The sequence below is a fragment of the Mariniflexile sp. HMF6888 genome (genome assembly GCF_044335535.1).
In the GTDB taxonomy this organism is placed as follows: Bacteria; Bacteroidota; Bacteroidia; order Flavobacteriales; family Flavobacteriaceae; genus Mariniflexile.
In genome coordinates this window covers 628,786-649,683 of record NZ_JBIQVZ010000001.1, presented here as the reverse complement: position 1 = coordinate 649,683, position 20,898 = coordinate 628,786, and the positions used below count along the sequence as shown (strand labels likewise).

Below are 20,898 nucleotides of genomic sequence, written 5' to 3'. Positions count from 1 at the left end.
ACCCTATAAATAATGCCTAATTTAATAATATTTATTATTTCTGTTTTTTTTCTGCAATGCAAAGGAGAAGACAATTCAGATCAAGAATCTGCTGAAGCCAAAAGAATAAGACAAGATTTACTTATAGAGAAGTATGTTGGAAATTGTGCTGAAAAATTCAGTTACAGGTACCAAATGAGCGAATGGCAACATTGTCTTGATGAAGGTTTAAAAGAAGATAGTACTGTTGCCTATCTGTGGCAGCAAAAAGCAATGCCATATTTTAAAGCCCGTAAGTATGAAGTTGGCATGAAATATTTAGATAAAGCTGTTTTATATAATGAAAGAAGTTGGTTAAGCTATAGGGCTTTCATCAAATGTGTTTTTGCAAAAACTTATAGGGAAGCCATAAAGGATTTTGAAAAATGCATCCAAAATGAAGGTAATACTTATGTGATGGATCATACTTATCAGTTTCATATTGCCTTGTGCAATTTGCAACTCAATGAATTTGAAAAGGCTGAGACGATTTTTAAAAAGGACATTGAAGAACAAGAGCAAGAATGGGGTGAAGCCCATTATATTGACCTATTTTATTATGGTATTAGTAAATATGAACAGGGTAAATGGGAAGAAGCTATTTTTGAATTTGATAAATCATTAAAACAATATACCCAATTTTCGGATGCAAAATATTATAAGGCCATATGTTTGGGGCGCTTAAATAGAACAGAAGAATTTAAGTCGCTAATGATAGAGGCAAAAACTGATAAAAATGAGGGATATTCAATAAATGAAGATAATAGTATTTATGAAACTTACCCATATCAAATAATATGGTAGAAAAACCAAAACAATTATTACCGATTTTAAACACTACAAAAAAATGAAAAAATACTTTTTAGTACTCATAATAACTATTCAAGCCTTAGTTTCTTGTGGACAAACTAAGGAACAATCAATTACTTATAAAGAAAATATTGTTAAAGATTTGGTGATTAAAAACGTTTCGGTCGTTACCATGAAATCAAATGAGGTGCTTAAAAACCAAGATGTTGTTATTAAAGATGGTAAGATTGTATCTATTTTGGATTCTGAAAAAACAGTACATCAAAATATAGTTGAGATAGATGGCACTGATAAATATATAATGCCTTCACTTACCGATGCCCATGTACATTTTCCAGAAACTGAAACAGAAATGGAACATGTGATGCAGCTTTACTTAATTAATGGGGTTACCAAATTACGCTCCATGCGTGGCGATTGGAAACATGTTGATTGGAGAAATAAATACAATGCGGAATCTTCAATATATCCTAAGCTATATCTTTCAGCACCACCAATTAGTAGAAATTACGATTTAACGCCTACTCAAATAGAAGGTTTGGTAAAAAATGCCAAAGAAAAAGGATTTGATTTTATAAAAATTTTAAGTGTCAAAAATCAGGATATCTTTACGCAATTGGATGCTGCATGCAAAAAATACAATTTGCCTATTGGCGGACATTTTCCTAGTAATATTCCAGATAGTTTAATTTTTAAATCAATGTACACTTCTTTTGAGCATTTAGGAGGTTTAGCTGGTGTCTCGCCTGAGGTTTTAGAAAATAGATTGCAAAAAATAAAAGCAAATGATATTTTTATTTGTCCAACATTGAGTTGGTACAGTATAGGTTCTGGCAGGTATTCGTATGAAGAATTACGCAATCAACCAGGTATGGAATTCGTTCCAAAAGAAACCATTGAAGATTGGATTGAAAAAACAAAACAGTACAGGGAAAAATTGGGTGACCAAGCCTATAGAGATGAAGTTGCCAATGAGCTGAAATCTTTAGAAGAAAAATATCAAATCATTAAAAAGGCGCATGATTTGGGTATTAGTATGTTGCTAAGCCCAGATAGTTCCTCAAAATATATGATTTCGGGTTTTAGTGTTTTAGGCGAAATGGAATTATTAAAGAATGCACAGTTAGGCAATTATGACATATTAAAAATGGCAACAACTAATTTTGCTGCTTTTTTTAAAGAAGATTATGGTACTATTGAAGTAGGGAAATCTGCCGATTTTATTTTATTGAACCAAAACCCATTAGAGGATTTGAATACGTTTAATAAAATTGAGGGATTGTATTACAATAACCATTTTTTAGATGCAAAAAAATTGGAGGCTATGCGTTTAAAACTGTCGGCAACTTCTCAAAATTAGAATGCTTAAAAAAGATAAATTCCCCTTCTTTAGGCAATTAGATTACCGTGATTGTGGACCAACTTGTTTAAGAATGATTGCCAAATTTCATGGCAAAAACTTTTCCAGAGAATTTTTAAGGGACAAAGCTAGTATTACACGGGAAGGCGTTACCATGGCAGGAATTGCTGATGCTGCCGAAATAATAGAAATGCGAACATTAGGGATGCGGATTTCTTTGCAGAGTTTAGTTAATGAAGCCCCCACGCCTTTTATTGTGCCTTGGCGTCAGAAACATTTTGTTGTTGTTTATAAAACAACTAAAGCAAAAATTTATGTAGCAGATCCAGCCCAAGGACTTTTAGAATACTCGCACGAAGATTTTTTAAAAGCATGGACAAACACTATTGATGGTACAGGCTTTGTCTTGTTATTAGAACCCAATACGAACTTTCTCAATTTAGAAGAAGATACATCTAAAAAGCAAGGATTTTCATTTTTATACCCTTATGTAAAACCATATAAAAAGTTAATTTATCAGTTGTTTATCGGACTGATTGTAGGTACTACTATACAGTTTATTACGCCTTTTTTAATGCAATCTATTGTAGATACAGGGGTGAATACACAAAACATTCCATTCATCTACTTAATACTAATTGCGCAATTGATTTTGTTTATATCTCAAACATTGGTTAGCGTATTTAGAGAATGGCTACTAATACATATTACAAGTCGGTTTCAAATAAAAATGATTTCAGATTTTTTGTATAAAATGCTCAAGCTACCTATTACGTTTTTTGAAACTAGAAATACCGGAGAACATTTACAACGCATACAAGACCATACAAGAATTCAAAATTTTGTATCCTCCTCTTCATTCAATATGGTTTATTCACTGGTTTTGTTTTTGGTTTTTAATTTTGTGTTAGCTTTTTATAACTTAAAAATATTTTTAGTTTTTATTGTTGGAGCAGTGCTTTATGTGGGTTGGACATTCTTTTTTTTAAAAAAAAGAGCGGAACTTGATTTTAAACGTTTTGACGAAAATTCCCAAAGTCAAACGTCCTTAGTTCAGATTATTAATGGTGTTAAGGAAATTAAAATTAATAACTCTCAAAGAAAAAATCGTTGGAAATGGGAACAAATACAAATAAGTCTTTTTAAAACATCTTTAAGCTCCCTTACCTTGGCACAATACCAATCCATTGGTTCAGGGTTTATCAATGAATTAAAGAATATCTTCATTACGTTTTTATCAGCAACTGCTGTAGTAAATGGGGATATTACTTTGGGTATGATGCTTTCTATACAATATATTGTTGGTCAATTAAATCTGCCTTTAAGCAATTTTATTGGATTTATTCAAGTATGGCAAGACGCAAAAATTAGTATTGAGCGTCTTTTACAAGTACACACTAAAAAAGATGAAGATGAATTAAAGGATAATAAGGTTAAAGAGCTTCCAAAAAAGAAAGATATTATCATTAAAGATTTATCATTTCGCTATGGAGGTAAATCAAAACCTTTCGTATTAAAAAACATCAATTGTATTCTTCCAGAAGGAAAAACAACTGCTATTGTAGGCGCGAGTGGAAGTGGTAAAACGACGCTTGTAAAATTACTTTTAAAATTTCACGAACCGACTAAAGGAGATATTTTTATTAATTCGGATAATTTGAACCACATAAATAATAATTATTGGCGAATGAATTGTGGGGCAGTCATGCAAGATACCTTTATATTTAATGATACTATTGCTGGAAATATTTCTGAGTCAGAACAAAATGAAATTATTGACAGAGAAAAACTAAAAAAAGCTTCCTTCATATCCAATATTGAGGAATTTATAGAAAAATTGCCTAATAAGTATAATACAGAATTAGGAACTTCTGGGATTAGGTTAAGTGGAGGGCAAGAACAGCGTATCATGATTGCAAGAGCTGTTTATAAAGATCCATTTTTTGTCTTTTTCGATGAAGCCACAAGCGCATTAGATGCCAATAATGAGAAAGTCATTATGGAAAATCTTAATGAATTTATCAAAAATAGAACCTCAGTAATAGTTGCACATCGTTTAAGTACTGTTAAAAATGCTGATAATATAATTGTTTTGGAAAATGGGGAAATAGTAGAACAAGGAAATCATAAAGAGTTAACTATAAGCAAAGGGAAATATTATGAGTTAGTAAAAAACCAATTAGAACTTGGTAAATAATTATGGAAGGGATGAATGAGGAATTAAATATCTATAGTGAAGAAGTAAAGGATGTTTTGGCAAACCCTCCAAAAGCGATTTTTAGATGGGGTAATACGTTGTTGTTAGTGTTTATTGTTATAATTCTTTTCCTTTCGTGGTTAATAAAATATCCCGATATTGTTGTTGGACAAGCTATTTTAACAACTGAAATTCCACCACAAAAAGAATTTGCTAGAGCTTCAGGAAAAATATCTTTTTTATTTGTTAAAAATAACCAAGAGGTAAAAGAAAATACACCTTTAGCACTTATAGAAAATACTGCTAATTATAATGATGTTATTTATTTAAAATCTATTTTAGATACTCTAAATATTAACCAATCTTCATTTAATTTTCCATTAGATGATATACCTATACTTTTTTTAGGAGACATTGAAAATCAATTTTCTTTGTTTGAGAATAGCTATATTCAATATATTTTAAATAAAGAATCACATTCTTATTTAAATAATGATTTAGCTAATAAATATGCCTTATCTCAACTTAAATATAGATTACAAACTTCAATAAATCAAGAGGAAATAAATGAAGAAGAGCTTATCTATAAAAGAAAAGATTTGGAAAGAACAGAAAAATTATTTGCTAAAGGCGTTGTGTCTGCTCAAGAATATGAAAATAAAAAGTTAGAATTTCTTCAAGCTGAAAGAGGTTTAAAAAATATGAGCGTATCTATATCTCAAATTAAAGAAAATATTAGCAACACAAATAATCTTAAAAAACAAACAACAATAGCTAACACTAGGGAAGAAATCAATTTGCTTAAAGCTGTAATACAGTCTTTAGATCAATTGAAATCATCTATAAAGGAATGGGAATTAAAGTATTTGTTTAAATCCAATATTGAAGGAAAAGTATCCTTCATGAAAGTTTGGAATAAAAACCAATCTATAAATAGTGGTGATTTTGTTTTTACAATTATTCCTAAAAATCATTCTTCATATATATGTAAAGTTCAAGCACCTATTTTGAATTCAGGGAAAATAAAAATTGGGCAAGACGTAAATATTAAATTAAGTGGTTACCCTGATAATGAATATGGTGTTCTTAAAGGAAAAGTTCAAGACATTTCATTAATACCAAATAATGAAGGTTTATATTTATTGGATGTTACTTTGCCAAAAAAACTAATTACAACTCATGATAAAAACATAGAGTTTAAGCAGGAAATGCAAGGTTCAGCAGAAATTATTACGGAAGATTTACGTTTAATAGAGCGTTTCTTTTATCAATTTAAAGATATTTTAAGAAGGTAGGGTATATTTCAAAAGTAGTATAAACATTTTTGTTAAAATATGTATCTTAGCAGCATGCTATCTAAAAAAACAAAATACGGATTAAAAGCCCTCACTTTCATTGCAAGAAGTGGTAGTGATGTGCCAGTACAGGTTGGAGAAATTGCTAAAGGCGAACACATACCGCAAAAATTTTTAGAAAGCATTTTGCTTACCTTACGTAAATCGGGTATTCTGGGCTCGAAAAAGGGAAAACATGGCGGTTATTATTTAAGGAAAGATCCTTCGGAAGTTTTAATGACCGAGGTCATGCGAGTCCTTGAAGGTCCTATCGCCATGGTGCCGTGTGTGAGCTTAAACTTTTATGAAAAGTGTGACGATTGTCCAGACGAGCATTTATGCAGTGTCAATAAGCTCATGATCCGAGTGCGGGATAGTACACTTGAAGTATTTAAAAATACGACATTAAAGGATTTGTCCGTAAGGTAAAAATGAAAAAAAATAAAAATAAAGTTTGATAATTTATAAAAAGTATTAAATTTGCAATTCCTATTAAATCGATAGGATTAATATAATACTAAGTAAAATGATTGATCAAGTGTTAACAAATTCAGGTCAAAACGACAAAACTACTTATAAAACGGATGCAGCTAAAGAGAAGCCTCTTAGAAGTGTTGTGAAGTCTATTAGTTGGAGATTAATAGGGACTTTGGATACTATTTTGATTTCTTGGTTAATAACAGGACAATTAAAATTAGCATTTTCAATAGGTTCAATAGAGTTGGTCACTAAGATGGTATTGTACTTTTTTCATGAACGTATTTGGAATAGGATTAAATGGGGAAAATAAGTTGATATAGATGATAACGCAAGACAAAATAAACGAATTAAATACGCTTTTTAAAGACGCTAAGCCATCTGAGATTATTCAGAAGGCTTTTGAGCTTAATAAAGAAGCCGTAGTAACAACAAATTTTAGACCTTACGAAGCAGCTATTTTACATGCTGTAAGTTTGGTGGAGGCTAATATACCAGTGGTTTGGTGTGATACAGGTTATAATACACCACAAACCTACAGGCATGCCGAAAAAGTAATAAAGGATTTAAACTTAAACGTTTTTTTATACGTGCCTAAACAAACATCTTCGCACAGGGATGTTGTTATGGGAATTCCAAGTGTAGATGCACCAGAACACGCTTTGTTTACAGAGCAGGTTAAGTTAGAGCCTTTTAGACGTGCTATGGAAGAGCATAAACCTAAAGTATGGTTTACAAACTTGCGTCAAGGGCAAACAGCATTTAGGGATAGTATTGGTATTTTTAGCTTAAGTAAAGATGGGGTTTTAAAAGTAAGTCCGTTTTACTATTGGTCTGATGTCGATTTAGACAAATACTTGGAAGAAAATAAATTGCCAAACGAGTTTAAATATTTCGACCCAACAAAAGCATTAGAAAACAGAGAGTGTGGTTTGCATACATAGTAAACAGTCACAGTAAGCAGTTGTCAGTTGTCAGTTGGCGGTAAGCGGTCACAGTAAAGTAAATAGTATATAAAAGTAATAATAACAAAACTCTTAACCCTGCCCAAGTAAGAGTTCCCCCTTTGGGGGCTAGGGGGCTTAATTATGAACAAAGACACATACCATATTAATTCGCTAGAAAACGAAGCGATATACATTATAAGGGAAGTAGCAGCGCAGTTTGAAAAGCCTGTATTGTTATTTTCTGGAGGAAAAGATTCTATTACTTTGGTAAGATTAGCCGTTAAAGCATTTTATCCAGCTAAAATTCCGTTTCCATTAATGCATATTGATACGGGTCATAATTTCCCTGAAACGATTGAATTTAGAGATCGATTGGTTAAGGAATTAGGCTTGGAATTAATTGTTAGAAATGTACAGGATTCTATTGATGAAGGTAAAGTGAAAGAAGAAACAGGTAGGTACGCCAGTAGAAACCAACTTCAAACTACAACGCTTTTAGATGCTATTGAAGAATTTAAATTTGATGCTTGTATAGGTGGTGCGCGTCGTGATGAAGAAAAAGCAAGAGCTAAAGAACGTATTTTTTCTGTACGTGATGATTTTGGTCAGTGGGATGAAAAAAACCAACGTCCAGAGTTATTCGATATGTTAAATGGTCAAATTAATTTAGGTCAAAATGTGCGTTGTTTTCCTATTTCTAATTGGACTGAGCTAGACGTTTGGTCTTATATAGAACAAGAAAATATCGAAATACCTTCTATTTATTTTGCTCACAAACGTAAAGTATTCTTAAGAGACGGTATGATTTGGTCTGCCGAAGATGATGTGGTTTATAGAGATGATAATGAAGAAGTGATTGAAGAATTGGTGCGTTTTAGAACCGTAGGCGATATGAGTTGTACAGCAGCAGTCCTTTCAGATGCAACAACAATTACTAAAGTAGTTGAGGAAATCAGAGAAAGTACCATTTCAGAACGTGGAGCACGAATTGATGATAAACGTTCGGAAGCGGCCATGGAAAAACGCAAACAACAAGGATACTTTTAGCAATGGGCTATATGCCATAAGCTATGAGCTAAAATGAATTAAGATTTAAAGTAGGTTGCTTTAAGCGTAAAGCCTAAAGCATAAAGCAAAAAATAAAATGGAAGTATTAAAAATTGCAACAGCAGGAAGTGTAGATGACGGTAAAAGCACCTTAATAGGGCGCATACTTTACGATACAAAATCATTAACTACCGATAAATTGGCAGCTATTGAAAAAACAAGTAAACAAAAAGGGTATGATTACTTGGATTTTTCGTTGGCAACCGACGGGTTAGTGGCAGAAAGAGAACAAGGTATTACCATTGATGTAGCGCACATATATTTTTCAACAGGGAAGAAAAGTTACATTATAGCTGATACTCCTGGGCATGTTGAGTATACCCGTAACATGGTTACCGGGGCTTCAACATCGCAAGCATCCATTATCTTAATAGATGCCAGAAAAGGCGTTATCGAGCAAACCAATCGTCATTTTTTCATCAATAATTTATTAAGAATTAAAGATGTAGTGGTTACTATTAATAAAATGGATTTGGTTGATTATTCTGAAGAGGTTTATAACAAAATCAAAGCAGATTTCTCTGAGTTAATGAGTAAAAGAGACTACCAAGACCAAAAAATCACTTTCATTCCTGTGAGTGCATTAAAAGGTGACAATGTTGTAAACAGGTCTAAAAACATGCCTTGGTATAAAGGAGAATCTTTGTTAGAGCATTTAGAAGGCTTGGATAAAAAAGATATTTATAATGTTGGGACGCCACGTTTCCCAGTGCAATACGTTATACGTCCTAAAACTGAAGAATTTCATGATTTTAGAGGCTATGCCGGTAAAGTATATGGTGGCGAATTAAGTGTTGGCGACAATATTTTGGTATTACCATCAAAAACGCGATCTAAAATTAAAGATATTTATTTCTATAATGAAAAATATCAAACAGCTTCAAGACGTTCGTCGGTTACTATCACTTTAGAAAATGATATTAATGTAAGCAGGGGTGATATGATTGTTTTGGAAAACGATTTACCAACCATCGATAAACAATTTACGGCAAATATTTGTTGGATGGATTCAACACCTCTAGAAGCTGGTTCAAAATACGTGTTGCAGCATGGTGTAAACAAAGTGTTGGCTAGAGTAGAAACTATCAACCATAAAATACATCCGGATTATTCAGGTATAGAGAAAAATGTAAAAGGGTTGGGTGTTAACGATATTGCTTCAGTAACCTTTAAATTCAATAAACCACTTTTCTTTGATCAATTTAAAAATCATAGAACCAATGGGTCGTTTATTTTAATCGATACGCAATCAAATAACACGGTAGGAGCAGGTTTCATCCAATAATCCCCTAACCCCAAAGGGGAATTAGCAAGTTTGTTAATAAAAAATAAGATTTAAAAATCTTAATAGGGAAACAGGAAATTAAAATATAAATTAAGTTAAACTAAAAATGACCCAGTAAAGAGCTCCTCCCTTTTGGGGAGGTCGGGTGGGGAAAATGCAAACTTTTAGAACAGAAATAGAAAATCCAGTTGTTGAAAACGAGATTTTAGAATTATCTAAGAAAATTGAGTTATTCAACACAGGGAAGATTGATGAAGAAAAATTTAGAAGCCTTCGTTTAGCTCGTGGTATTTACGGTCAGCGTCAAGAAGGCGTGCAAATGATTCGTATTAAATTACCTTACGGAAAGGTGAAGAGTAATCAATTGCGAAGAATATCAGACGTATCTGATGAATATTCTCGTGGTCGTTTACATATCACTACCCGTCAAGATATTCAAATTCACTATGTCGATTTAAATAGGACACCAGAACTTTGGTCGGAGTTAGATAAAGACGATATTACATTAAGGGAAGCTTGTGGAAACACAGTTCGTAACGTAACCGCTTCAGAATTGGCTGGGATTGATGTTAACGAACCTTTCGATGTGTCGCCGTATGCCGATGCCTTATTTCGTTTCTTCTTAAGAAATCCTATTTGTCAGGAAATGGGACGTAAGTTTAAAGTGTCTTTTTCATCTTCCGATGAAGATACGGGGCTTTCATACATGCACGATTTAGGTTTTATAGCTAAAGTTGAAAATGGTGTTCGTGGATTTAAAGTGATGATTGGTGGTGGCTTAGGCTCGCAACCACGTCATGCAGACGAATTATATAGCTTTTTGCCTTCAGATAAAATTATTCCATTAATGGAAGGTGTGGTGCGTGTTTTCGATCGTTATGGTGAACGTAAAAGCCGTGCGAAGGCAAGAATGAAATTCTTAATAAAAGACATTGGTTTAGATGCTTTTAAAGAATTGGTAGAAGCAGAACAAAAAGCCATTGAATTTAAAACAGTAGCTATTGATGCGGATGCATATGTGGCTTCAAAACCAGTTTCAGTTGAAGTACCTCAAGTAGAAATTAAAGATCAAACTGCTTTTGAATTATGGAAAGCTACAAACCTGATTCCTCAAAAGCAGGAAGGTTATGTTGCTATTGGTATTAAAGTGCTGTTAGGAGATTTTTACACAGATAAAGCACGTTTGTTGGCTGATTTAGTTGAAAAATATGCCGCAGGAGAAATTCGTTTATCGTTGCGTCAAAATATAGTCATTCCGTTTGTAAAAGAGGATTTAGTGCCGTTTTTTTACACTGAATTGGAAAAATTAGGTTTTACGGAAGCAGGATATAACAAAGCAGTAGATATCACAGCATGTCCAGGAACAGATACGTGTAATTTAGGTATTGCAAGTAGTACTGGTATTGCCGATGAGTTGGAACGCGTTATCAAAGCAGAGTACCCACAGTATTTGAAAAATGACGATGTTGTTATAAAAATTAGTGGTTGTATGAATGCTTGTGGACAACACAATATGGCAAATATTGGTTTTCAAGGTATGTCGGTTCGTACACCAGATAAATTAGTAGCACCAGCTTTACAAGTGTTATTAGGAGGTGGGAATTTAGGTGATGGAAACGGTTTGTTTGCCGATAAAGTAGTAAAAGTGCCAAGTAGAAGAGGTCCAGAAGCATTACGCAGAATTTTAAATGATTATGAAGCAAATGCCAAGGGAAAATCGTTTGTAGAATACTATAAAGTAACTGGTGACAGATATTTTTATGATTTATTAAACGACCTTCAAGATGTTTCAAACTTAACCCAAGAAGATTTTATAGATTGGGGTACTGAAGAGAAATATGAGAAAGAGATTGGGATTGGCGAATGTGCGGGTGTTGTTATTGATTTAATTGCTACTTTATTTTTAGAGAGTGAAGAAAAAATTGAAAACGCACAAAACTCATTTAATGATAAAGTGTATTCAAGTGCTATTTATCATGCCTATAGCTCGTTGGTAAACTCAGCAAAAGCGATGCTATTGGCAGAAAACAAAAGTACTAATACACATGCAGGTATTGTAAGTCAGTTTGATGAATTGTTTGTTGCAAGTGGTAAGCTAAATTTAGGCACCTCTTTTTCAGAATTAATCTATCAAATTAATAAAAATGCTCCTACCGAAGCGTTTGCAGCTGAATATATAAACAGTGCAAACCAGTTTTTAGAAAAAGTAAGGACCTTTAGGGAAGCAGATACAACGCTTGAGAATAAAGCGGTTTAAATCCCCTAGTCCCCAAAGGGGAAGTATAGCGGTGTAATAGTCGGTTATATATGACAATTTAAATGAGCAAAGAAAAAAATAAACATATTAACAGTTCAGCTTATATTCCTCCTTCGGGGGTTAGGGGGAAACTAACGGTAGTAGGTGCAGGTCCAGGTGATGTGGAATTAATTACGCTTAAAGCAATTAAGGCCATTGAATCCGCACATGTCATTTTGTACGATGCGCTTATAAACGAAGCGCTTCTTAAGTACGCTTCGCAAGATGCAGAGCTTATTTTTGTGGGGAAACGTAAAGGGTGTTATGCCTTTCAACAAGAGCAAATTAACGAACTCATTGTATCGAAAGCCAAAGAAAAAGGGCATGTAGTTCGCTTAAAAGGGGGGGATCCTTTTGTTTTCGGTCGTGGTGCTGAAGAGATAGATTATGTAAGACAATTTGGTTTGGAAACCTTTGTGGTGCCGGGAATCTCATCATCCATTGCAGTGCCAGCATACCAAGGCATTCCGTTGACAAAACGTGGCGCTTCAGAAAGTTTTTGGGTAATAACAGGAACTACTAAAGCACATCAATTGTCTGGTGATGTAGCTATTGCGGCAAAATCAACAGCAACAGTTGTTATCTTGATGGGAATGGGTAAATTAGATGAAATTGTTCAGATTTTTTCAGCAGAAAACAAACAAGATACACCAATAGCTATCATTCAGGAAGGTACTACCGAAAATGAAAAGTTTGGTTTTGGTACTATCAGTACGATTAGAAAAATAGTTGAAGAAAAGCAATTGGCAAACCCAGCAATTATTATTATTGGCGATGTTGTAAAAGAACGTGTTCAATTAACATCCATTTATAAAGAAGTAGCTAATAATTCATGAAATCGCCATGCTTTGGAAACGTAAGCACCAATGAAAAATATAGCGATTGCTTCGCCAGTTCGCTATCGCTCGTGTCCATATGACCATTAAAAAACAAATAATATTTGGATATGAAAAAATCAGCTATAAAAATCAACAATTTGAGTGAGCAAATTTCTCCTTTGGGGAAGGAAGGGGCTGAAAGGAATAATTTATATCCTGTTTTTTTAAAGCTGAACAGTCTTAATGTGCTTATTGTTGGTGGAGGCCATGTAGCTGAGGAAAAATTAACCTTTTTGTTAAAATCCAGTCCAGATGCTAAAGTAACTATGGTGTCGCCTATGTTTAGAGAAGGTACTGTAGAGCTAGCAAAAAAAGGAAATGTTAAGTTGATAAAAAGACGCTATAGTAAACGCTATTTAGAAGGAAAACACATAGTTGTAGCAACTACCAATGTGCCTAGTGTGAATGTAAAAGTTCATAAGCATTGCCGTAAGCGTAGTATTTTAGTAAATGTTGCCGATAACCCACCGTATTGCGATTTTTATATGGGTGGTATTGTAACAAAAGGGCATGTGAAAGTAGCGATTTCAACCAATGGAAAATCGCCAACAACTGCCAAACGTTTGCGTCAGTTTTTTGAAGATGTCATTCCAGAAAATGTAGACGATTTGGTTAAAAATTTAAATGAATATAGAAAAACAATAAAAGGTGATTTTGAACAAAAGGTGGAAACACTTAATGAATTTACCAAAGGATTAATTGAGAAAAAAGAGTAAAAAGAGTTGTAAAATGATTAAAACAGATATACTTATAATAGGTGCTGGACCAACAGGGTTATTCACGGTTTTTGAAGCAGGATTGTTAAAACTTAAATGCCATTTAATTGATGCATTACCACAACCAGGCGGGCAATGTTCAGAAATTTACCCTAAAAAACCTATTTACGATATACCAGGATTTCCTGAAATACTAGCTGGCGATTTAACTAGAAACTTGTTAGAACAAGGAAAACAATTTGAGCCAGGATTTACTTTAGGTGAGCGTGCAGAAACTATAGAGAAACTTGAAGATGGTACTTTTATTGTAACGACCAATAAAGGCACCAAACATCATGCGCCTGTGGTAGCTATTGCCGGTGGATTGGGCTCTTTTGAACCGAGAAAACCAGGATTAGACAAACTAGATATTTATGAAGATAATGGTTTGGAATACTTTATTAAAGACCCAGAAGTATATAGAGATAAACGAGTAGTGATTTCTGGTGGAGGAGACTCTGCTTTAGATTGGAGTATCTTTCTAGCCGATATAGCTTCGGAAGTAACCTTAATTCACAGAAGAAATGAGTTTAGAGGTGCTTTAGATTCTGTTGAAAAAGTAGGCGAATTAAAAGATTTAGGAAAAATCAATTTGGTAACGCCTGCCGAAGTTACAGAACTACATGGCAATGGTAAGATTGAAGCGTTAACCGTAAGTAGAGATGGTGAAGAGTTCCGTTTAGAAACCGACCATTTTATTCCATTATTTGGATTATCTCCAAAATTAGGACCTATTGCCGACTGGGGATTGGAAATTGAAAAAAACGCCATAAAAGTTGATAACTCATTAAATTATCAAACTAACATACCAGGTATTTTTGCCATAGGAGACGTTAATACCTATCCAGAAAAATTAAAACTAATTCTTTGTGGATTCCATGAAGCAACTTTAATGTGCCAAGCAGCATACAGAATTATCAATCCAGGTAAAAAGTATGTGTTGAAATATACAACGGTGAGTGGTATTGATGGTTTTGATGGTACTCGAAAAGAAGCACCTAAAGCCGTAGTGCAATCTATTCAGTAAAAAAAGTTTTTTTAAAAAGGCTTTTATTGTTGTAAATTTCAACATTGAATAACGACAACCATTAGACAGTTAAAAGTATTTGATATGGATACATACCAAGGGTTAAATGATAAATTGATTCAAAAGAAATATAATGTTCGTTTAAAAGATGTTGTAAAAACATTTACAAAACGATTATTTTATTATGTATTTGATGAACATGAAAATGAGCTTCAATCTTTAAAGAAAACCTTTTTAGACATATCCAATAATTTGGATATAAACGATGGTGAAACCATCTGGAATGAATTTCAAGGTAAGTTTCAAGACATTAGAGCTAAACTAGATTTAGATGCTATTGCTGTGGTTAATTTCGACCCAGCTACCAAAAGTTTAGAAGAGGTTTATTTGGCATGTCCAGGATTTTACGCTATTTCTATTTATCGTTTAAGTCACGAGTTGTATGTGCAGAACGTACCAATTATTCCTAGAATGATGAGTGAATATGTGCATGGTATTACAGGTATCGATATTCATCCGGGAGCTACCATTGGCGATTCGTTTTTTGTGGATCACGGAACAGGAATTGTTATTGGTGAAACATCTATAATAAAAAATAACGTAAAAATTTTCCAAGGCGTTACTTTGGGCGGTATTCAGGTTAAAAAAAGTTTAGAATCTACCAAACGTCACCCAACTATTGAAGATAATGTGACTATTTACGCCAATGCGACCATTTTAGGTGGTGATATCGTAATAGGAGCAAATAGTACCATTGGAGCCAATGTTTGGATTACTCAATCGGTTCCAGAAAACTCATTGGTTACATATCAAACGGAAATTAAAATTAGGCCAAAGAAAAATGGAATACGCTAGTATTACAGACCAAATAGGCAATACACCTTTGGTTGAAGCAAGTCATATCATTCAAAATAAAAAGGTAAAGCTATTATTAAAACTTGAAGGCGATAATCCAGGTGGAAGTGTTAAAGATCGTGCGGCTTTTAATATGATATCTGAAGCTTTAAAACGCGGAGACATTAGTCAAGGTGGAACTTTAGTTGAAGCAACAAGTGGCAATACAGGCATTGCATTGGCATTTATAGCAAAATTATTAGGTTTGAATATGGTTTTGGTGATGCCCGAAAACTCAACCGAAGAGCGGGTTAAAACCATGCGAGCGTATGGTGCTGAGGTTATTTTAACACCTGCTGATATTGGGATTGAAGGCTCTAGAGATGTTGCTTTTCAACTACGGGACGAGAAAGGATATTTTCTTTTAAATCAGTTTGAAAATGATGACAACTGGAAAGCACATTATAAAGCCACTGGTCCAGAAATTTGGAGAGATACACAAGGTGAAGTCACTCATTTTGTGTCGGCCATGGGAACTACGGGGACTATTATGGGCGTTTCAACCTATTTAAAAGAGAAAAATAAAAACATTACTATAGTTGGGGCACAACCTGATGATGGTTCTAAAATTCCAGGCATAAGAAAATGGTCGCCAGAATATGTGCCTAAATTTTTTGATAGATCGAAAGTAGATATCGTTATTGAAGTAACGGAAGATGAAGCAAAAACCATGACCCAACGCTTAGCAAAAGAAGAAGGCATTTTTGCAGGTATGAGTAGTGGTGGGGCTGTTTTTACAGCTTTAAAATTAGCAGAAACTTTAGAGAGTGGTGTTATAGTTGCCATTATTTGCGATAGAGGCGACAGGTACTTGTCTTCAACATTATTTGAATAACACTATTTGAGACCTGTCAGGTTTTTAAAACCTGACAGGTCTGAGAACGAAATTAAGTAGGATAACAAAAATATAGTTAGTATTTTTGCACACGAGTTCATAACCTTATTAATTGTGTTATCAAGAAAGGTTGAGGGAATAGACCCGTTGAAGCCTTGGCAACCCTTTACATGTCCTGATGGCCATCAGGGCCTTAAAAGAAGGTGCTACGTTCTACTGCTTGTCCTGAATTTATTTCAGGAGCTATTCAGAAAGATAACGAAAAGTGTTTCTTTTACTTTTCTTGATGACATTCAGATATAAAAACATCAACATGTCTAACATACATAAAGCTTTACAAGACCGTATTCTAGTACTCGATGGTGCTATGGGAACGATGCTTCAACAATATAAATTTACTGAAGAAGATTTTAGAGGCGAGCGCTTTAAAGATTATCCAACACCATTGCAAGGTAATAATGATTTGTTGTCTCTTACACAACCAGAGGCTATTAAAACGATTCATGCTAAATATTTTGAAGCAGGTGCGGATATTGTAGAAACCAATACATTTTCGGGAACAACGATTGCTATGGCAGATTATCAAATGGAAGATTTGGTGTATGAGTTGAATTACCAATCGGCTAAAATAGCAAAAGAAGTTGCTGATGAATTTACCAAAAAAGAACCTAATAAACCTCGTTTTGTGGCAGGTTCTATTGGACCAACAAACCGTACGGCTAGTATGTCACCCGATGTAAACGATCCCGGTTATAGAGCGGTCACTTTTAATGAGTTGCGTATTGCATACAAACAACAAGTGGAAGCACTAATTGATGGTGGAGTCGATTTACTTTTGGTTGAAACCGTGTTTGATACATTGAACGCCAAGGCGGCATTATTTGCGATAGAAGAAGTTAAGGAAGAACGCCATATTGATGTGCCTATTATGCTAAGTGGTACAATTACCGATGCGTCTGGTAGAACATTGTCGGGACAAACTGCCGAGGCATTTTTAATCTCGGTGTCGCATATTCCACTATTATCTATTGGGTTTAATTGTGCTTTAGGAGCTAATTTATTACAGCCTCATTTAGAAGCTATAGCCAATAAAACAGACTTTGCTATTTCTGCACATCCCAATGCTGGTTTGCCAAATGCTTTTGGTGAATACGATGAATCTCCAGAAGAAATGGGTGAACAAATAGAAGAGTATTTAAAAAAGAATTTAATAAATATTATTGGCGGTTGTTGTGGAACAACGCCAGAGCATATTAACGTGATTGCGCAATTAGCAGCTAAATACAAACCAAGAAAGTTTGTCATTCCTGTGGAGGCAGGAATCCAATAAAAGAACTGATTATGATTCTAGAAGTTGCTGTTTTAAATATAAAAAAAGGACTTTCAAAAGATTTTGAAAAAAGTTTTCATGAAGCACAAAGAATAATCTCATCCATGAAAGGATATATATCCCATGAATTGAAGTCATGTATAGAGCAACAAGATAAATATTTACTATTAGTGAATTGGGAAACCATTGAAGATCATGAAGAAGGATTTCGTAAATCTGAGGCATACCAAGAGTGGAAAAAATTATTGCATCATTTTTACGAACCATTTCCAACAGTAGAACATTATAAATAATGAGCACCAACACCCAACACCCAACACCCAACACTCAAAGAAAGTTCATGAGACTTTCAGGATTAGAACCTCTAGTCCTAAATGAAAACAGCAATTTCATAAACGTTGGTGAGCGTACTAATGTAGCTGGTTCCAGAAAATTTTTAAGACTTATTAAAGACGAACAATTTGATGAAGCCTTAGATATTGCGCGTCATCAAGTAGATGGAGGTGCACAAATTATTGATATTAATATGGATGACGGACTTATAGACGGTAAAGAGTCTATGGTACGTTTTCTAAATCTTATTGCTGCTGAACCCGATATTTCCAGAGTGCCTATTATGATCGATAGCTCTAAATGGGAAATCATAGAAGCCGGTTTGCAAGTTGTACAAGGTAAATGTGTGGTGAATTCTATTTCCTTAAAGGAAGGCGAAGACAAATTTATTTGGGAAGCCAAACAGATAAAACGTTACGGTGCTGCCGTTGTAGTTATGGCGTTTGATGAGGTTGGACAAGCCGATAATTATGAACGTCGATTAGAAATATGTAAACGTTCGTATGATATTTTAGTAAATAAAGTAGGCTTTCCTTCCGAAGATATTATTTTTGATTTAAACATATTTCCTGTAGCAACAGGAATGGATGAACACCGTAGAAATGCCATCGATTTTATTGAAGCCACACGTTGGGTCCGTCAAAATTTACCAAACGTAAGCGTTAGTGGAGGTGTGAGTAACGTGTCGTTTTCGTTTAGAGGAAACGATGGGGTTCGTGAAGCGATGCACTCAGTGTTTTTATATTATGCTATTCAAGCGGGTATGAATATGGGTATTGTAAACCCGTCGCTTTTAGAGGTGTATGATGATATTCCAAAAGATTTGTTGGAACACGTTGAAGATGTTATTTTAGACAGACGTGACGATGCTACCGAACGCTTATTGGACTTTGCGGAAACCGTAAAAGGTTCTAAAGTAGAAAAAGGAGTTGATTTATCTTGGCGAGAAAATCCGATTCAAGACAGAATCACTCATGCATTAGTAAAAGGTATTGATGCGTTTATCATTGAAGATGTAGAAGCCGCTAGATTGCAAGCTGAAAAACCTATAGATGTTATTGAAGGTCATTTGATGATTGGAATGAACGTGGTAGGTGATTTGTTTGGAGCAGGAAAAATGTTCTTGCCACAGGTCGTAAAATCGGCACGTGTTATGAAAAAAGCCGTTGGTTATTTAAATCCGTTTATTGAAGCCGAAAAAGGTGAGTTTCAACAAGCTATTGGTAAGGTGTTGATGGCAACAGTAAAGGGCGATGTACACGATATTGGTAAAAATATAGTAAGTGTTGTTTTAGCATGTAACAATTATGAAATAGTCGATTTAGGGGTTATGGTACCACCTGAAAAAATTATATCTGAGGCAAAAGCACATAATGTAGACGTCATTGGACTATCTGGACTAATCACGCCATCTCTTGATGAAATGGTGTATTTGGCAAAAGAAATGGAGCGTCAAAATTTCAGCTTGCCTTTACTTATTGGAGGAGCAACCACATCAAAAGCGCATACAGCTGTAAAGATTGATCCACAGTATAAAAATGCCGTGGTTCATGTGAACGACGCATCTAGAGCTGTAACCGTTGTGGGTGATTTACTGAACAAAAAAACAGCCAATGCGTATGTAGCAAACTTGAAAAAGGATTATGATGAATTTCGTACCAAGTTTTTAAAACGAGGCAAAGAGAAATTATATATTTCAATAAATGAAGCTAGAAAAAGAAAGTTTAAAATTGATTGGGAAACATCGGAAATTGTAAAGCCAAACGAACTGGGTATTCAAGTTTTAAAGCAATTAAGCTTAAAAGAACTAGAGCCTTATATCGATTGGAGCCCGTTTTTTAGAAGCTGGGATTTGCATGGTAAATTTCCAGATATTTTAACTGACGATGTTGTTGGCGAACAAGCTACCATTATGTATAATGAAGCGCAAGCCATGATAAAAGAAATTATTGCTAAACAATCATTAAAGCCTAGAGCCGTTTTTGGTTTGTTTGAAGCAAACACTATCAATCATGACGATATTTCAGTTCAGAAAAAAGGAAAGGAAATAGCTGTTTTTAGAACCTTACGTCAGCAATTAAGTAAAAGAGAAGGGATTCCAAATATAGCTTTAGCCGATTTTATAGCGCCAAAAGACACGGGGAAAACCGATTATATGGGTGCGTTTTGTGTGGCTATTTTTGGTGCACAGGAGCTAGCCGATAGTTATAGAGCCAAAGAAGACGATTACAATGCGATTATGGCGCAAGCCATTGCCGATAGGTTTGCAGAAGCTTTAGCCGAATACTTACACAAACAAATACGAACCAAACACTGGGGCTATGATGCCAATGAAACGCTTTCAAATGATGATTTAATTAAAGAAAGCTACAAAGGGATTCGTCCAGCACCAGGGTATCCAGCATGCCCAGACCATTTAGAAAAGGAAACGATTTGGAGTTTGTTGGATGTTGAAAAAATTATTGGTGTCCAATTAACCGAAAGTTTAGCGATGTGGCCAGCAGCAGCGGTTTCGGGTTATTATTTTGGAAACCCCGAAGCGAAATATTTTGGCTTGGGAAAAATAACAGATGATCAAGTGACAGATTATGCAGTACGTAAAGGCATCACAAAGGAAAAAGCTAGAAAATGGTTGCATCCTACTATTGCAGATGAATAATCCCCACCTAGCCTCCCCATTTCGACTGCGCTCAATGCAGGCTTGGGGAGGGACTGTTGCGGTTTAGACCTCACAGGTTTTTAAAACCTGTGAGGTCTGGTAAAAAAAACGATATGAAAGACAAATTTATAGAATTAACATTGGGTAGCTACATCATTTCCCATGGCTATAATGCCAAGAATAAAGAAATGATGGAACCTATTTCTTCTGAAAATTTTGCAAAAAAATTAGTGCCTATTTCCAGGATAAAATCGGTTAGTGAGAAATATATTTTAACAGATTATGTTGATGGTAGATGGATTTATTGGGAATATCAAGAAGACTATGAAGCCATTAAAAAGTTATTGCTTTAATTT

Annotated in this window: 19 protein-coding genes and 1 riboswitch; all 19 genes read left to right on the top strand. The window is 34.4% G+C overall.

All coding sequences use genetic code 11. From position 1 onward, the window contains the following. Positions 1-12: 12 nt before the first annotated feature. Entirely contained in the window at positions 13-822 is an 810-nt protein-coding gene (locus ACGLWY_RS03100) for a tetratricopeptide repeat protein (RefSeq protein ID WP_396618202.1), read from the top strand. 43 nt (positions 823-865) lie between these two features. Next, positions 866-2,188, top strand: coding sequence for an amidohydrolase family protein (locus ACGLWY_RS03095; protein WP_396618201.1), 1,323 nt, complete (start codon positions 866-868; stop codon positions 2,186-2,188). A gap of 1 nt (position 2,189) precedes the next feature. Further along, positions 2,190-4,385, top strand: a complete 2,196-nt coding sequence (locus ACGLWY_RS03090) for a peptidase domain-containing ABC transporter (protein WP_396618200.1) — start codon at positions 2,190-2,192, stop codon at positions 4,383-4,385. 11 nt (positions 4,386-4,396) lie between these two features. Next, positions 4,397-5,680, top strand: a complete 1,284-nt coding sequence (locus ACGLWY_RS03085; protein ID WP_396618199.1) for an HlyD family secretion protein — start codon at positions 4,397-4,399, stop codon at positions 5,678-5,680. A 54-nt stretch (positions 5,681-5,734) separates the two neighbouring features. Further along, a complete protein-coding gene (locus tag ACGLWY_RS03080) occupies positions 5,735-6,148 on the top strand; it encodes an RrF2 family transcriptional regulator (RefSeq protein WP_396618623.1) in 414 nt (137 codons plus the stop codon). A 97-nt stretch (positions 6,149-6,245) separates the two neighbouring features. Next, on the top strand, positions 6,246-6,509 hold the full coding sequence (locus ACGLWY_RS03075; protein ID WP_396618198.1) for a DUF2061 domain-containing protein: 264 nt from the start codon (positions 6,246-6,248) through the stop codon (positions 6,507-6,509). A 10-nt stretch (positions 6,510-6,519) separates the two neighbouring features. After that, positions 6,520-7,140: a phosphoadenosine phosphosulfate reductase family protein gene (locus ACGLWY_RS03070; protein WP_396618197.1), complete on the top strand. Its 621-nt coding sequence runs from the start codon at positions 6,520-6,522 to the stop codon at positions 7,138-7,140. Positions 7,141-7,284: 144 nt separating this feature from the next. After that, positions 7,285-8,190, top strand: a complete 906-nt coding sequence (gene cysD / locus ACGLWY_RS03065; RefSeq protein ID WP_117175043.1) for a sulfate adenylyltransferase subunit CysD — start codon at positions 7,285-7,287, stop codon at positions 8,188-8,190. Between the two features lie 97 nt (positions 8,191-8,287). Continuing rightward, on the top strand, positions 8,288-9,535 hold the full coding sequence (locus tag ACGLWY_RS03060; RefSeq protein ID WP_396618196.1) for a sulfate adenylyltransferase subunit 1: 1,248 nt from the start codon (positions 8,288-8,290) through the stop codon (positions 9,533-9,535). Positions 9,536-9,689: 154 nt separating this feature from the next. Then, entirely contained in the window at positions 9,690-11,792 is a 2,103-nt protein-coding gene (locus tag ACGLWY_RS03055) for a HEPN domain-containing protein (RefSeq protein WP_396618195.1), read from the top strand. 62 nt (positions 11,793-11,854) lie between these two features. Beyond that, complete coding sequence (gene cobA / locus ACGLWY_RS03050; protein ID WP_396618194.1) at positions 11,855-12,667, top strand: uroporphyrinogen-III C-methyltransferase; 813 nt, start codon at positions 11,855-11,857, stop codon at positions 12,665-12,667. 110 nt (positions 12,668-12,777) lie between these two features. Next, entirely contained in the window at positions 12,778-13,425 is a 648-nt protein-coding gene (locus tag ACGLWY_RS03045) for a bifunctional precorrin-2 dehydrogenase/sirohydrochlorin ferrochelatase (RefSeq protein WP_396618193.1), read from the top strand. A 13-nt stretch (positions 13,426-13,438) separates the two neighbouring features. Further along, a complete protein-coding gene (locus tag ACGLWY_RS03040) occupies positions 13,439-14,491 on the top strand; it encodes an NAD(P)/FAD-dependent oxidoreductase (protein ID WP_396618192.1) in 1,053 nt (350 codons plus the stop codon). 84 nt (positions 14,492-14,575) lie between these two features. Beyond that, positions 14,576-15,346, top strand: a complete 771-nt coding sequence (epsC, locus tag ACGLWY_RS03035) for a serine O-acetyltransferase EpsC (protein ID WP_396618191.1) — start codon at positions 14,576-14,578, stop codon at positions 15,344-15,346. Then, complete coding sequence (gene cysM, locus ACGLWY_RS03030) at positions 15,333-16,220, top strand: cysteine synthase CysM (RefSeq protein ID WP_396618190.1); 888 nt, start codon at positions 15,333-15,335, stop codon at positions 16,218-16,220. The genes epsC and cysM overlap by 14 nt, the downstream gene beginning before the upstream one ends. 114 nt (positions 16,221-16,334) lie before the next feature. Further along, a riboswitch (SAM riboswitch) is annotated at positions 16,335-16,482 on the top strand. A 51-nt stretch (positions 16,483-16,533) separates the two neighbouring features. Further along, positions 16,534-17,550, top strand: a complete 1,017-nt coding sequence (locus ACGLWY_RS03025; protein ID WP_396618189.1) for a homocysteine S-methyltransferase family protein — start codon at positions 16,534-16,536, stop codon at positions 17,548-17,550. 11 nt (positions 17,551-17,561) lie between these two features. After that, positions 17,562-17,843 (top strand): antibiotic biosynthesis monooxygenase family protein, encoded by a 282-nt coding sequence (locus ACGLWY_RS03020; RefSeq protein ID WP_396618188.1) that lies wholly within the window; start codon positions 17,562-17,564, stop codon positions 17,841-17,843. Next, positions 17,843-20,542: a methionine synthase gene (gene metH, locus ACGLWY_RS03015; protein ID WP_396618187.1), complete on the top strand. Its 2,700-nt coding sequence runs from the start codon at positions 17,843-17,845 to the stop codon at positions 20,540-20,542. Before ACGLWY_RS03020 ends, metH begins: the two co-directional genes overlap by 1 nt. Before the next feature lie 113 nt (positions 20,543-20,655). Continuing rightward, on the top strand, positions 20,656-20,895 hold the full coding sequence (locus ACGLWY_RS03010; protein WP_396618186.1) for a hypothetical protein: 240 nt from the start codon (positions 20,656-20,658) through the stop codon (positions 20,893-20,895). Positions 20,896-20,898 lie beyond the last annotated feature (3 nt).